General features: G+C 36.8%; 17 protein-coding genes. 14 read left to right on the forward strand and 3 right to left on the reverse strand.

Annotated features, from left to right (window positions below):
* Positions 1-48 precede the first annotated feature (48 nt).
* The gene (locus G590_RS0110660) at positions 49-321 is read right to left on the reverse strand and encodes a PqqD family peptide modification chaperone (RefSeq protein WP_022765653.1); all 273 of its coding nucleotides are present in this window, start codon (positions 319-321) and stop codon (positions 49-51) included.
* 205 nt (positions 322-526) lie between these two features.
* Here G590_RS0110660 and G590_RS0110665 point away from each other — a divergent pair, with 205 nt between their 5' ends.
* Together G590_RS0110665 and G590_RS20640 are read left to right on the forward strand one after the other, a co-directional pair.
* Complete coding sequence (locus G590_RS0110665; RefSeq protein WP_022765654.1) at positions 527-1,774, forward strand: nucleotidyltransferase family protein; 1,248 nt, start codon at positions 527-529, stop codon at positions 1,772-1,774.
* Between the two features lie 24 nt (positions 1,775-1,798).
* Entirely contained in the window at positions 1,799-2,812 is a 1,014-nt protein-coding gene (locus G590_RS20640; RefSeq protein ID WP_022765655.1) for a glycosyltransferase family 2 protein, read from the forward strand.
* Here the strand turns inward: G590_RS20640 and G590_RS0110675 are convergent.
* Positions 2,802-3,608 carry a sensor histidine kinase gene (locus G590_RS0110675; RefSeq protein WP_081641056.1) on the reverse strand — a complete coding sequence of 269 codons (807 nt, stop codon included), beginning with the start codon at positions 3,606-3,608 and terminating at the stop codon, positions 2,802-2,804. The genes G590_RS20640 and G590_RS0110675 overlap by 11 nt on opposite strands.
* A gap of 9 nt (positions 3,609-3,617) precedes the next feature.
* Positions 3,618-4,298, reverse strand: coding sequence for a response regulator transcription factor (locus tag G590_RS0110680; RefSeq protein WP_022765657.1), 681 nt, complete (start codon positions 4,296-4,298; stop codon positions 3,618-3,620).
* 61 nt (positions 4,299-4,359) lie between these two features.
* Here G590_RS0110680 and G590_RS0110685 point away from each other — a divergent pair, with 61 nt between their 5' ends.
* From G590_RS0110685 to G590_RS0110740, 12 genes are all read left to right on the forward strand, one after another.
* Positions 4,360-5,427, forward strand: coding sequence for a hypothetical protein (locus tag G590_RS0110685; protein WP_022765658.1), 1,068 nt, complete (start codon positions 4,360-4,362; stop codon positions 5,425-5,427).
* A 12-nt stretch (positions 5,428-5,439) separates the two neighbouring features.
* Positions 5,440-6,321 (forward strand): ABC transporter transmembrane domain-containing protein, encoded by an 882-nt coding sequence (locus G590_RS0110690; protein WP_022765659.1) that lies wholly within the window; start codon positions 5,440-5,442, stop codon positions 6,319-6,321.
* Between the two features lie 89 nt (positions 6,322-6,410).
* Positions 6,411-7,142 (forward strand): ATP-binding cassette domain-containing protein, encoded by a 732-nt coding sequence (locus G590_RS0110695; RefSeq protein ID WP_022765660.1) that lies wholly within the window; start codon positions 6,411-6,413, stop codon positions 7,140-7,142.
* Positions 7,117-8,019 carry a hypothetical protein gene (locus G590_RS20645; protein WP_022765661.1) on the forward strand — a complete coding sequence of 301 codons (903 nt, stop codon included), beginning with the start codon at positions 7,117-7,119 and terminating at the stop codon, positions 8,017-8,019. The genes G590_RS0110695 and G590_RS20645 overlap by 26 nt, the downstream gene beginning before the upstream one ends.
* Positions 8,020-8,130: 111 nt before the next feature.
* Entirely contained in the window at positions 8,131-8,334 is a 204-nt protein-coding gene (locus G590_RS0110705; protein ID WP_022765662.1) for a hypothetical protein, read from the forward strand.
* Between the two features lie 98 nt (positions 8,335-8,432).
* Positions 8,433-8,702 carry a PqqD family protein gene (locus G590_RS0110710; RefSeq protein WP_022765663.1) on the forward strand — a complete coding sequence of 90 codons (270 nt, stop codon included), beginning with the start codon at positions 8,433-8,435 and terminating at the stop codon, positions 8,700-8,702.
* A 26-nt stretch (positions 8,703-8,728) separates the two neighbouring features.
* Positions 8,729-9,166 (forward strand): S24/S26 family peptidase, encoded by a 438-nt coding sequence (locus G590_RS19210; protein WP_155828752.1) that lies wholly within the window; start codon positions 8,729-8,731, stop codon positions 9,164-9,166.
* A 191-nt stretch (positions 9,167-9,357) separates the two neighbouring features.
* Complete coding sequence (gene pssD, locus G590_RS0110720; protein ID WP_022765665.1) at positions 9,358-9,819, forward strand: PssD/Cps14F family polysaccharide biosynthesis glycosyltransferase; 462 nt, start codon at positions 9,358-9,360, stop codon at positions 9,817-9,819.
* Complete coding sequence (gene pssE, locus G590_RS20650) at positions 9,816-10,409, forward strand: PssE/Cps14G family polysaccharide biosynthesis glycosyltransferase (RefSeq protein WP_022765666.1); 594 nt, start codon at positions 9,816-9,818, stop codon at positions 10,407-10,409. The genes pssD and pssE overlap by 4 nt, the downstream gene beginning before the upstream one ends.
* A 9-nt stretch (positions 10,410-10,418) precedes the next feature.
* Positions 10,419-11,849 (forward strand): sugar transferase, encoded by a 1,431-nt coding sequence (locus tag G590_RS0110730; protein WP_022765667.1) that lies wholly within the window; start codon positions 10,419-10,421, stop codon positions 11,847-11,849.
* A gap of 179 nt (positions 11,850-12,028) precedes the next feature.
* Positions 12,029-13,576, forward strand: coding sequence for a ribonuclease Y (rny, locus tag G590_RS0110735; RefSeq protein WP_022765668.1), 1,548 nt, complete (start codon positions 12,029-12,031; stop codon positions 13,574-13,576).
* 129 nt (positions 13,577-13,705) lie between these two features.
* Positions 13,706-14,080 carry a metal-dependent transcriptional regulator gene (locus tag G590_RS0110740; RefSeq protein WP_022765669.1) on the forward strand — a complete coding sequence of 125 codons (375 nt, stop codon included), beginning with the start codon at positions 13,706-13,708 and terminating at the stop codon, positions 14,078-14,080.
* The last annotated feature ends 47 nt before the right edge of the window (positions 14,081-14,127 follow it).

Below are 14,127 nucleotides of genomic sequence, written 5' to 3' on the forward strand. Positions count from 1 at the left end.
TATTTATCAGAAAACAGATGAATATGCCTTTTTTATACTATTTCTTGATCATGTTAACGAAATAAACTTTGAATTTTCGAGCTGTATAAGAAAATCTTCAATCCCTTTGAGACATGTTTCCTCATCTACATCGTATATAGCCATAAGTTTCTCGAGAAGCTCGGCTATTGTTATTTCCGATTGTATATTATCCCAAACATCTACAGCTGTACCCTTAAGCATATAATACTTACCGGTTTCAAAATCAATCATTACTTTATCACCGGCTATATCAGTTACATCGATTTTTTTTATGAGCTTTACTTTTGTGTTTTTGTTCATTAAAACTACTCCATGATGTTAGTGAAAATTTTTGTTGTTTTTTTGGGTCTTTTTAATTATTATGAATTAGACTTGTTTATAAAAATTTAATTTTTCAAGCAAGAGAATTTTACCACAAGATAAAAAATTATCAATATTAATTTTAACAATTTGTAATTCTGAATTATGTTGATTTTTGACAAACCAGTATTCATGGGAAAAAGATATGCCGGATAATTATGAACAACTGATATATGGCTTCATATACTTACAAAAAGCGTCATTAAATGGCACTATACCTGAGTTTTCTTATGTGGGTATTGATTGGAATCTTTTTATAGATTTAAGCATACGCAATAAATGCGGAGTGCTTTTCAATAATGCTATTAGCAAAAATCCACAGTTTTATGGTATTCCAAATGAGATTCTTGACCGATGGAATAGAAGATCTAAAAACGAATTCATGATATCCTACAAAATGTATTATGAATTTGTAAGGGTAATGAAGGCTATCGATAAGAATAATGTTAGAGCAATAGTTTTAAAGGGATATGCGCTAGCAGTGCTTTATACCGGTATTTTCCAGAGATACTCCAGTGACCTTGATTTAAAATTTGAAAACCAAGATCGTGAAATAGTTCATTCTTTATTGACCGGTGAACTTGAATTTGTCTTTGATGAAGCAAACAGTAAGGATAATGTTTCAATTTATTATAGCAAATGGCTTAAGATAGAAGCACATTTCACTCTATGGGAGGATTATCAGGGTGAAAACACTGAAGTGCTTAAGAGTGAAAAACTGGATGATCCGACTACTCTGACAAAGGTTAAAATTACTGATGACCTTTCGATTACTACACTTGGTGTGACAGAACATTTAATTCTCCAGATGTTTCATATTATAAAGCACTATATTGTTGAGGGAATAGAGAGCAGATACTTCTGCGACATTGCTCTTTTTGTTAATCGTTATATTGACGACATAGATTTCAATAGATTTTATCAAGTCTTTAAGAAGATGAACTTTGAAGACTTCTGTTTGGTTTACTTTTCAGAATGTATCAAGTACTTTGATATGGATAAAAGGGCTCTCCAAGGCAGGAATATGAAATCCCCTGAAGATGAACTGTCATTTTTTAGGGATATAATATTCCTTGGCAAAAGAGATTTAAGCGATCGGGCAGAATACAGCTTGTTAGGTATTTTATCTCCTTATGTTAACGGAGGTAAAATTACGGAGGATAGCAAAGGAAAGCGAGCACTTCAAGCTCTTTTTCCATCGGCTAAAAATATTGATCAAAAGTATTCATATTGCAAAAAATATCCTGTTTTGTTACCTGTAGCATGGGGGCACAGGGCAATCAGGACAGTGTTCTTCAAGATCACCAAAGGGGGCAAGGTGTACGGAGCTAAGAAAAAGCTCCAGGAATCTGAATACAGGATCCAAATGATGAAGAACTCTAAGCTTATATAATTTTTTATTAAGTAGGGTAATTTTATGAAACTTGTCTCCATAATAATTCCGGCCTATAACTGTGAACATGATATAAGGCGATGTATTGATTCATTATTAAAGCAAACATATAAAAACATTAATATTACGATCTATGATGACGGTTCAACAGATGAAACAGCACAAATATGCAAAAATCTTGCAGAGAAACACAGTGAAGTATCTTTTGAATCAGTTGAACACCGTGGAGTGGCTGATGTAAGAACCTATGGCCTAAAAAGGGCAAAAGGCGAATATGTGATGTTTGTAGATTCGGATGATTACGTTCGCAAAACTTATGTAGAAAAGATGGTTTCAGCCATTGAGCAGGATCCTTATTGTGATATGGCAATATGCAGTTATGAAAGAGTTATAAAGGGTGGCAACTATCCAATAATAGATCTTTTAAAACCGGGAATCATAACAAGAGACCAATATCTTATTGATACGCTCGAAGACCCCGGGCATCATTACTTTGGTGTATTGTGGAATAAGATATTTAAGAGAGATATTATCATTGATAATGGAATAGAGTTTCAAAGAGATATTTCACTGGGTGAAGATTTTGTATTTTCTTTGAGCTACCTGAAGCATTCAAGAAAAGTTAATGTCATAAATGACAGGCTATACTTTTATTGTTATCAGACAAGAGATACATTATCAAGGATTCAGGAAAAAGAGATTTCGGATTGCCATAATGAACTTATTAACAGAAACAAAATTTTTAAGAATTATGTTTCTGTTATGAAATCATCAGGCCTTTATAACACATATAAAAAGAAAATATATGACTATTGGATCGTTTTTTTGATAAGACAGAAGTATTCTTTAATAACAGAGTACCGATGGAATATTGAAAACAAGAGACTATGGGAGAAAGAGATAGTAGATGAATACTTTATAAAAAAAGCAATTTCCAATTATGGACAAAAGGAAATTGCTTTGAGATTTGCTAAGTATTCTATAACGCAGACGTTCAAGAATATTGCTAAGAAATTGGTTTTATTCTTCAGGATTTGAAAATGGGAAGCGTAATGGTAAAACAGGTGCCATGATTGCTTCCTGTTTTTGAATCACAGGAGATGGTTCCGTTATGTATTTCAACTATGCGCTTGCAGATTGAAAGCCCGAGTCCTGCCCCTGTCTTGTCATCAGGTGTTCTGGATGTATCACCGGTAAATGATCTTTCAAAAATCCGGGCTAAATTGGTGGGATCTATACCTGAGCCATTGTCTATAACAGAAATAAAAACTTTATCAGCCGGATTGTTTGTTGTGGCTTTAAGAGTTATACATCCATCGCTTTCAAGATATCTGAATGCGTTATCAAAAAGATTGTTTAAGACTCTTTCAAAATAATTGGGATCTATATTTATCATATGATTAAAATCCAGCGGCACATCAAGTTTCAGGCTGATGTTTTTAAATTTTGAATCAGCTTGAGCTGTAAAAAAGAAATCTTCAAGATAGTTTCCGCAAGGAATCAAAACGGGTTTTATGATGTCGCTGTTGGTATCGAGCTTGGTCAGAAAAAAAACTTCATTGATCATATAATCAAGAGAAGCAGCTTTTTTATAAATCAATTTATATAGTTTATCAGTTTCTGAAGGATCAATATTTGGTGTACTTTGAAGGTATTCAATTGCAGTTTTTATTGCAGCAATTGGAGAGCGAAGATCATGAGAAATATTAGAAAAGAATTCGCTTTGCCTTTTGTTAATATCATCCAACTTCAAATTGGATTCATATAGTCCTTTCGAAAGTTCCTCTATAGAAAGAGAGGGTGCATCATATGGCTTTTTATTTTGTTTTTGCATATTTGTATCCTATCTTGGAATAATAAATTTATAGCCTTTACCGTATGCTGTCTCGATACAGTTCATAAGACCGTTATAGCTTTCAATTTTTTTTCGGAGGCGACTTGCTAAAACCATTATTGTTCTGCGATCACTTTCCTGGAATATGCCCCATATCTGTTTGCCGATATCTTCAAATGTGATTATGACTCCCGGATTTTGAACGAGCAACAGAAGCAGTTCATATTCTCTGTTAGAAAGTATGATTTCTGAGTCGCCATTATAAAGAACCTTATGGTCCAGAAGCTTGATTTGAAGAGGGGGATATGTTATCGTATTAGCTGTTTTTGAGAGATTTTTCTTTTTGATCTGGAGTTTGATTCTTGCAGATAATTCTTTTAGGCTATATGGTTTTATCATGTAGTCGTCTGCTCCGGACATAAGGCCTTCAACTCGATCATCTTCTGATGCCAGACCTGATAACAGAATAATTGGGGCATCAGTTATTCTCTTAAAAGAATTGATAGATGTTAGACCATCAGTCCCGGGCATCATGATATCCAACACAATACAATCAGGATTGATTTTTTTCAGGGAAGAAAAAGCACTATCGGCAGACAAAAAGGTATATACTGTATAACCTTCATCAGATAAGTATTTTTTATTTATATCAATAATATCTTTATCATCGTCAATTAGCATCAGAATCATATTTAACCTCGTGGCAAATGTGCCTTTTGTAAATTATATAATATTTTTCGGGGGAATTAAAATGGAATTATCAAAGGAAGAACTTATTAGGGCGGCGAATAAGGCTGAAGCAAATTTTAGGATTATGTGGTCTCTTTTTTCGGAAGAAGGACGTGGGAAAGCTCTTGCAGGAAGCGAGGAAGTTCCTGAAAGTGTATGCAGAGCTGTTAGAGAATCTTATCTGGTAGAATCAAATCCTGAATATGAACTTGAAGTGCCATTGATAGGTGATCCGTACGTTGATCTGACAGTTGCGTATTATCCTTATGGGACTCCTAAAAATATTACAATTGTAGGCGAGAATCTTCATGAGAAAAAGAAAGTATTTGAATACTGCGCTGAAATTTATGCCAATGAAGATGAGGGAAATGGAATCTGTTTTGAGTATGATACTTCTTCAGGACAGATCAACGATCCAGCATTTGGATTTATTCCATATGATGAAAGAAAACTCTCTTCAGTTCCTCATGAGAAGCGAATAACGGATCTGCTTACAATGCTTTGTCAAGAATATAGAATAGATCAGGCATTGAAAACCTATTCTGAAGCGCCAAAATATTGGATTCCATTTTACCAAGGAGTTGCGCAATCAAGGCCTGAAGCACCACTTCGTGTTGTTTGGCTCTGGAATCAAGAATGCAAAGATATATATATGCAAAACCCTGAACAGCTGAAAAAAGATTTTGAATCTATGGGGATTGTGCATAATAGGAAAATGATTGAAGATTTCTTGGTAATTCTTAGTGGACAGGGTAAGATGGAATTTCAGCTGGATGTCTACCAGGATGGACGAATAGGTTCAGGCGTGGGACTTGGAATCTTTATAGATACTGTCGAAGACGCAACTGATAGAAATGAGGCAGTGGAATACTATTCACAATTGGCTAAAAAATGGGGAGTTGCTGATGACAGGTACAAGTATCTTCTTCCAAGAATCAGAAAAAGAAAACTTCAGTACTACGATGAAATGAAAGGTATTTCTCATAAAAATATTACGGCAGGTCTTTTTAATATCAAGTTTAAATGGAAAAAAGGCCAGATGATGCCATTAAAGGCATATTTGTTTCTCAGAAGCCACATAACTGATTAAAAGGTAAATAAAATGAACAAATTGAAAAGATATATTAGAAAATACAAGCAGGATAAAGACCAGGGAAGGGATTATTTCAAATGGCTCTTTTCTTACACAAAACCTTATCTTGGACGGATTATTTTTTTAATGATCATTGGTGTTGGCTCAACTTATGTTGGTATTGCTTATTCTGTAGCATCAAAGCAAATAATAGATCAGGCGGGAAATGGACACATTACAAAGCTTGCTATAGTTTTGTTTATGATGCTTATGATTTTGATGCTTGTAAGCAAACCAATTATCGATCTTTTTACAGCAATGCTTTATGAGAAGTATACATTTGGTATCAGAAAACAGGTTTATGACAAGATAATTCGGTCAACGTGGATTGGAACACAGAAATTCCATACCGGAGATATGATGACAAGGATGACATCAGATGCAGGAAATATTGCTAATGGAATGATTGGTGTTATTCCAAATATTATTGTGCTATTTATTCAGCTGATTATGGTTTTTGTAATTTTGTATATGAATTCACCGGTTCTTGCTATTGTTGCACTTTTTCTTACACCAATAGGTGTCATTGCGGCATATATACTTGGAAGAAAGCTAAAAAGATATCAGATAAAGGTTCAGGAATCTGAAACGGCATATAGATCATTTATTCAAGAGAGTCTTGCAAATATTCTGATAGTTAAAGCTTTTTCAAGCGAAAACAGGTTTTCTGAAGAACTAGTAGGGCTTAGAGAAAACAGGTTTTATTGGGTGTGGAAAAAAAATATGCTGTCATCAGCTTCTAATTTTGCTATGAACGGTACATTTCAGCTTGGATATATGTTTGCTTTCATTTATGTTGCACAACAGATAGCTGAAGGCAAGATTACATTTGGTACAATGACACTTTTTTAACTCTATTTGGCAGAGTTCAGGCACCAATAGCTGAATTGGCACAGCAACTTCCTGGAGTTGTTTCAATTTTTGCTTCCGCAGGAAGAGTTATGGATATTCAGGACATTCCTCTTGAAGAGTGCATTGAAGATCGAAATATCAAGGGTAACATAGGGGTATCAGTTAAAAATCTTTCCTTTGCCTATGACAGGGATAATATTTTCAATAATATAAATTTTGAGATCAAGCCAGGTGAATTTGTCGGAATCATGGGAAAATCCGGCATTGGGAAGACAACGCTCATTAGACTGCTAATGAACTTTATTACCCCTTCAACAGGAAGCATAAATTATTATGACAATCATGGAAATGAAATGCAACTTAGTGGTACAGTCAGAGAGTATATATCGTATGTGCCACAAGGAAATACTCTTTTCTCAGGAACGATCAGAAAGAATATTCTGATAGGCAAAGAAGATGCGACAGATGAAGAAATCTGGGATGCTCTGGATAAGGCTGTATGTAAAGATTTTGTAGAGCTTCTGCCAGAGGGACTTGATACTGTCATTGGAGAAAAGGGAATGGGACTCTCTGAAGGACAGGCTCAGCGATTGGGGCTTGCCAGAGCACTCATCAGAAAATCTGATTTTATTATTCTTGACGAGGCAACTTCTGCTCTTGATGAAAGTACAGAAGGCTTGCTTCTTGAACATCTTTCTGACATGACTCCGAGGCCGACATGTATATTGATAACCCATAGGAAGAGCGTATTAAATTATTGTAACAGAGAATTTGTTTTAGAAGGTGGAAATCTAAATGTCAGAAGCATTGGTCAAGTTTAAAATAGCTGAGTTTGTGATTGAATATCACGGCAGAAAAGAATACCTTCATGATCGATTTAATGATTTCCTGTATGAAGGTGAAGGAGCCAGTGACATTACTGTCGAGATAATTGAAAAGAAACCTGTATTTCTTAGATATTTGATTGATAAAGGTAAAAAAATTGGAACTTTTTCTCTCTATGAGGACGGTGATACCCTAATTCAGTATTATCCGAGGCGCATACATATGTTCGTGTGGCAGATGAAGGGGAAGAATAACTATCGTGATACTCAAATTTTTGTTTGCGATAATCCTAAAAATTTTTTTGTGAGATGTATTGGTCAACAAAAATATTATCACTGGATGCAGCAAAATATTTTTAGTGCATTGCAGGAAGTTTTTTACAACAGAATTCTTTTTGAAGGTGCAATGTCAATACATTCAGCCAGCGTGATTTATAATGACAAGGCAATTGTTTTTTCTGCTTCATCGGGAACCGGGAAGAGTACGCAGGCGGGACTCTGGATGCAGGAACTTGGATGCGAGATGCTTGATGGCGATGTAACAGTTTGCAGAGAACAAGATGGTAAACTATATGTTTATGGACTGCCATGGTGTGGCTCTTCTGGTAAATACCTTAACAGAAAAGTTGAGCTAGGTGCAATTGTATTTTTGAAGCAGGCAAAAGAGAATTCTGTTAGGGTTCCTAATATTAGAGAAAAAATAAGTTATGTCTATTCTTCAACTTTTTCGGAATCATTAAATAATGATATGGCGCAGAGAATAGCCGGAGTGACACAGAAAATAATTGAAAAAGCACGTATTTATGAGTTTTCATGTAATATGGAAACTGATGCGGTTAGAATTTTAAAAAACGTTATTGATAATGGCATGTAAGGGGAACTGATTTATTAAAAAAGTATTAAATTTTGCCTTGAAAACTTGAAATTTTATTGCTAATATAGTAAACGGTTATAGATAAAAGTTTCACGAAAGGGGAGAGTGAGTATGAAGAAAGCTTATGTCGCACCTAAGCTAAATGCATCTATGAATGGTACCTTGGAGGGTGTTTATGCCTGCACAACCATCGAGAGTAATAAGGACTATGAATGTGGTGGATACTTTATAAGCATTGGATGCGGATATGATCAGAGATATGATCAAGGATGTGGCGGCGGATACGGATATGGACGTGGTCGCAGACATCACTAATTCTACGGATGATTAAAATATAAGTAGAAGTACAGTGCGACATGGTGGCAGACAACTGTCACCATGTATTGCATTAAGGGAGATTTGAAGGGGTTTTTATGAGATTTAATTCAGAATTTTCAGTATGTGAAGTATCTGGTCAGCCATTTCTTGTACCCACAGGATCCAAAACTATGGAAGTAAACAAAATGATGGATCTAAATGATACAGCACTTTTTATAATCAACGCATTAAAGGAAAAAGAGCAGTCATTTGATGAACTTTTGGTAGCTATGATGAATGAGTATGAAGTAGATATGCAGACTGCATCTTCAGATCTAAGTGAATTCATCGAAGTCGCTAAGAGGGCGGGAGTAATTATATCATGATGGAGCAGTCCGGAGATCACACAAAGATGATCGCCACAGATAAATGGATACCAATTTATCTTGAAGGCCTAAAAGAGGGGCATAAAATTAAAATAAACCCTTTCGGCTTTAGCATGTATCCTTTGCTTGTAGGCAATAGGGACAGCCTTACTCTCGATAGCATAGACAGGCCTTTAAAAAGAGGTGATATATGTCTGTATCGAAGAGATGATGGCAAATATGTTACACATACGATTCATCACATTGATGAAAAGGGGACTTATTTTATCGGCGAGAGCCAGACAACTATAGAAGGACCACTTAGAAGAGATCAGATACTTGCTGTTGCGGAGAGTTTTGAAAGAAATGGCCGTGAATATTCATGCGACGGTTTAATATATAGGTTTTTTCATGAAGTTTGGATGATCCTAAGACCTTTCAGAAAACAGTTGATAAAAGCATATCGCTTTGTGAGACGGGGCTAATTGAGAAAAATAATTAAAAATCAATAGCCTTTTGAAAAAATTAATATAATTTACAAAAAATTTATATTTTATGATGGTTTTTATGATAGGCACTTTGCTACACTAAATATGTTTTTGAGGGGACGAAATTAAATTTCCTTGATTACGTAAAAGCGTGAAATAGTTTTGCGGTTTATTGTGGAGGTAGGGGAATGAGAAAAGTACTTATGGTGGCTTCTTCCGGTGGTCACATGGAGGAGCTTACAAGACTGACAAATGTTATTGAGAAATATGACTGCTGCTGGGTCACAGAGAAAAATGATTTCCAGACATATGGTGATAATATTAAGATTGATTACTATATGCCTCAGGTTAACAGAAGAGAAATTTTCTTTATTTTTAAATTCATATATGTTACCTTAAAGGCATTACAGATTATTATAAAAGAGAAACCGGATTTTGTTGTATCTACAGGTGCACTGATTTCTTATCCTTTCTGTAGAATTGCTAAATGGATGGGGAAAAAGGTTGTATTTATAGAATCATTTGCGAGAGTTAATGAGTTGTCTTTAACAGGCAGACTTCTTTACAATCACGTGAACAGATTTATTGTACAGTGGCCGGAGCTTTCAAGTGAGTATGACAAAGCTGTTGTCGGAGGCGGTATATTTTGATTTTTGTTTCAGTTGGCACGCAGAAATTTCAAATGGACAGACTGATGAAGCAGGTAGAGAAGCTTGCTTCTGAGATGCCTGATGAGAAATTCATTGTACAATACGGCAACTGCAGCTATATCCCTAAAAACTGTGAAGCTCATCAGTTTATGGACAGGGATTTGTTTGAAAAGTGTATGAAGGAGAGCGATGTTTTGATCCTTCATGGCGGAGTTGGTACCATAATGCAGGGATTGCATATGAACAAACCAATCGTTGTAGTCCCGAGACTCAAGAAATACGGCGAACATGTTGACGATCATCAGCTGGAGGCTGCGTGGGCGCTTAAGACCAATCATTGCCTCCTGATATGTATTAATACAAGATTTCTCGGCTATCTGGTAAAACAAGCCAGAGTATATGATTTTAATCCTTATGAGGAACCTAAGCATAAAGTTGAAGAACTTGTACTCGAAACTCTTGCTGAAGATAAGATAAAGATGAAGCATACTTGGTCTTTAAAAAAGAGAATATTGAATTTCTTTGCTCTCGGCCCCAAGAAGCTTTCTGATGAAGAGATTGCTAATCACAGCGGAATGAATAATGATTAGAGGAGTTTTATGAATAAGAAACAAAAGTGTATCCAGACATACGGTCTTTGGATTCTGGATATAGCTTGTATCGTTTTGACATATCAGATCGCGACATATATTCGCTATGCCGGAAGAGCTGAGCAGTGGGGCAACAAGAACCTTCATTACATGGTTCTTGTAATATTTATCCTTTTCAGTACACTATACAGTTTCGTGAGAGATTGGAATTATGGTTTTACCAGAAGAGGATATTTGGATGAATTTATAGCAATTGCGCAATATATTGTTATAATGTTTCTGGTTTCCATTACCTTTGTATTCTTTTTCAGATGGGCATATATTCTTTCAAGAACAGTAATTTTTAACTTTGCCTGGATGAATTTTGTTCTGACATACCTGGTACATACTCTTTACAAGCATTATCTTTACAAAATTTACAATAATGCTTCTTTTGCATCACAGGTCGTTGTTGTAGCTCAGAAAGACTTGATGGAGAAGACTCTGAATAAGCTTATCAAGGAGTCCAAGTACAAGAACTACAATGTTGTGGGCGCTGCATATGCAGATATCAAGAATCTGAATGACCCACAGGCCGAGGAGGAAATCTGTGGTGTTCCGGTATACGCCGGATACAAGCACCTTACAGAGAAGCTTGTAACACTTGCGTTTGATGAAGTCATTATTAACGCTCCCGATCTTCCAAGGGATTATATTAGTCCTATGATAGAAGGCTTTAAAGAGATGGGAGTTAACTGTCATTACTGTCTTGATATACCTGAATTCGGTGTTGCAAGCAAGGCGGGAAACTATGGCGGATACAATGTAATCTCGTTTATAGGACCTGAATACAGTTACAAAAAGATGATGGTCAAGAGAGCAATTGATATAGTAGGAGCTCTCGTGGGACTTTTCTTTACAGCTATAATAACTGTATTTCTTGCACCGGCTATATTCCTTGAGGACAGAGGACCGATATTCTTTTCACAGGTTCGCGTAGGTAAGAATGGCCGTAGATTTAAGATTTACAAGTTCAGATCCATGTATCGCGATGCTGAAGAGAGACTCAAGGATCTTCAGTCACAGAACGAGATGAGCGGGCTTATGTTTAAGATGGAAAATGACCCGCGTGTTACCAAGGTGGGCAAATTCATCCGAAAAACAAGTCTCGATGAATTCCCTCAGTTCTGGAATATTCTCAAAGGAGATATGAGTCTTGTTGGAACAAGGCCTCCGACAGAGAAAGAGTTTGAACAGTACAATGAGCATTATCGTCGTCGTATATGCATGACTCCGGGACTTACAGGCATGTGGCAAGTAAGTGGTAGAAGTGATATAGAGGACTTTGATGAGGTTGTTAAGCTTGACCTGGATCTCATTGATAACTGGTCGCTGAGAAGAGATATAAAGATATTATTTATGACAGTTGGAGCAGTATTTGCTTCAAAGGGCGCCAAATAAGATATAAACAGGGCTCCGGTAGTTTTAAAAACTATCGGAGCTCTTATTATGTTACTTGACACTGTAAACAAATATAAGGTACAATTTAAATGTTGTAATCTTGTATATTAGTGCGCTTATTTAGGGCAAACTATACAAAATATTGTACAATGAAAATTGAATAAGGAGGTGCTCCTGTAATGACCACTGTTATTATTGCAGTAGTAGCAACTCTTGTCATCACTGCTCTTGTTACCTGGGTTTTAGCATCTAATTATCACAAGAAGGTATCAGATGATAAAATAGGTAGTGCAGATGAGAGGGCAAGAAAAATCATCGACGAGGCCCTTAAGAAAGCTGAAGATACAAAGCGTGAGAAGCTCCTTGAAGCCAAAGAAGAAGCCCTCAAGACACGTAATGATCTTGAGAAGGAAGTCAAGGACAGACGTAATGAAATGCAGCGCTCTGAGAGACGTATCCAGCAGAAAGAGGAAAATGTCGAGAAGAGAACCGAGGCTATCGAGAGAAGAGAGCAGAGTTTAAGTGCCCGCGAGGAGAACTTAAACAAGAAGACAGAAGAGGTTGCTAAGTTAAATGAACAGAGGCTACAGGAACTTGAAAAAATCTCTGGCTTAACCTCCGATCAGGCCAAAGAGTATCTTTTAAAAATCGTTGAAGATGATGTGAAACACGAATCAGCTATCATGATCAAGAACATGGAAGCTGAAGCAAAAGAAGAAGCAGATAAGAGAGCTAAGGAAATTGTTGTAGGCGCTATACAGCGTTGTGCAGCAGATCATGTTTCCGAGACTACCATATCTGTTGTACAGCTCCCCAATGACGAGATGAAGGGTCGTATCATTGGTAGAGAAGGACGTAACATTAGGACCCTTGAGACTATGACAGGTGTAGATCTTATCATTGATGACACACCTGAGGCTGTAGTCATTTCCGGATTTGATCCAATCCGCAGAGAAGTGGCACGTATAGCTCTTGAGAAGCTTATCGTGGATGGACGTATCCATCCTGCAAGGATTGAAGAAATGGTCGAGAAGGCACAGAAAGAAGTTGCTGCCAAGATCAAAGAAGAAGGTGAAAATGCTGCTATCGAGGCAGGTGTTCACGGACTTCATCCTGAAGTGATCAAGATTCTCGGACGTATGATGTTCAGAACAAGCTATGGACAGAACTGTCTTAAGCATTCTGTAGAAGTAGCACAGCTCTGTGGCCTTATGGCATCTGAGCTTGGACTTGATGTCCGTGTAGCAAAGAGAGCAGGTCTCCTTCATGATATCGGTAAGGCTGTTGACCACGAGCTTGAGGGCTCACATATCCAGCTTGGTGTAGATATCTGTAGGAAGTACAAGGAATCACAGGTTGTTATCAATGCGGTTGAGGCTCATCACGGTGACGTAGAGCCACAGTCCCTTATAGCAGTTCTTGTTCAGGCAGCTGATACAATTTCATCAGCAAGACCTGGAGCTAGAAGAGAGACACTTGAAACATACACTTCACGATTAAAAGAACTCGAAGACATCACTAATAGCTTTAAGGGTGTTGATCACTCCTTTGCTATTCAGGCAGGTCGAGAAGTCAGGGTAATGGTAGTTCCTGAGCAGGTTAGTGACGAAGATATGGTTATCATGGCTCGTGAGATTGCCAAGAAGATCGAGGACGAGATGGAATATCCCGGACAGATCAAGGTCAATATCATCAGAGAGAGCAGAGCAACAGATTTTGCCAAGTAATGATGCCAATCCATTAGAAAATGTGCAAAAGAGGTTATCCTTTTATTGGATAACCTCTTTTTTATTCTTTCTTAATATAGTATTATATATATAAAAAGATTGTGCGCTATTAAATAAGGGAGGAAGACTATGCACGAATCCGGTGAAGACTATATCGAGACCATATATCTTCTTAAGAAGAAAAAAGGGGTTGTACGTTCAATTGATGTTGCCAATGAGCTTGGATTTTCAAGGCCCAGTGTCTCCAGAGGAGTCGGAATCCTTAAGGAGAACGGACTCGTCATCATGGAAGATGACGGTGAGCTTAAACTCACAGAAGAAGGTTTGAAAACTGCCAAGAAGGTATATGAAAAACATACTAATCTCACTAAGTTCCTGATGCTTACTGCCGGTGTAAATGAAGAGATCGCAGAAACTGATGCCTGCAGAATTGAGCATATCATCAGTCCTGAAACCTTCAAAGGTATCAAGAAGTTTATCAAGGAACACAAAGAAGAATTATAATAAGAATCTAAAATAGGATCATAACACATTGTTATGGTCCTATTAGT

The sequence above is a fragment of the Butyrivibrio sp. XPD2006 genome (genome assembly GCF_000420865.1).
Taxonomy (GTDB): domain Bacteria; phylum Bacillota; class Clostridia; order Lachnospirales; family Lachnospiraceae; genus Butyrivibrio.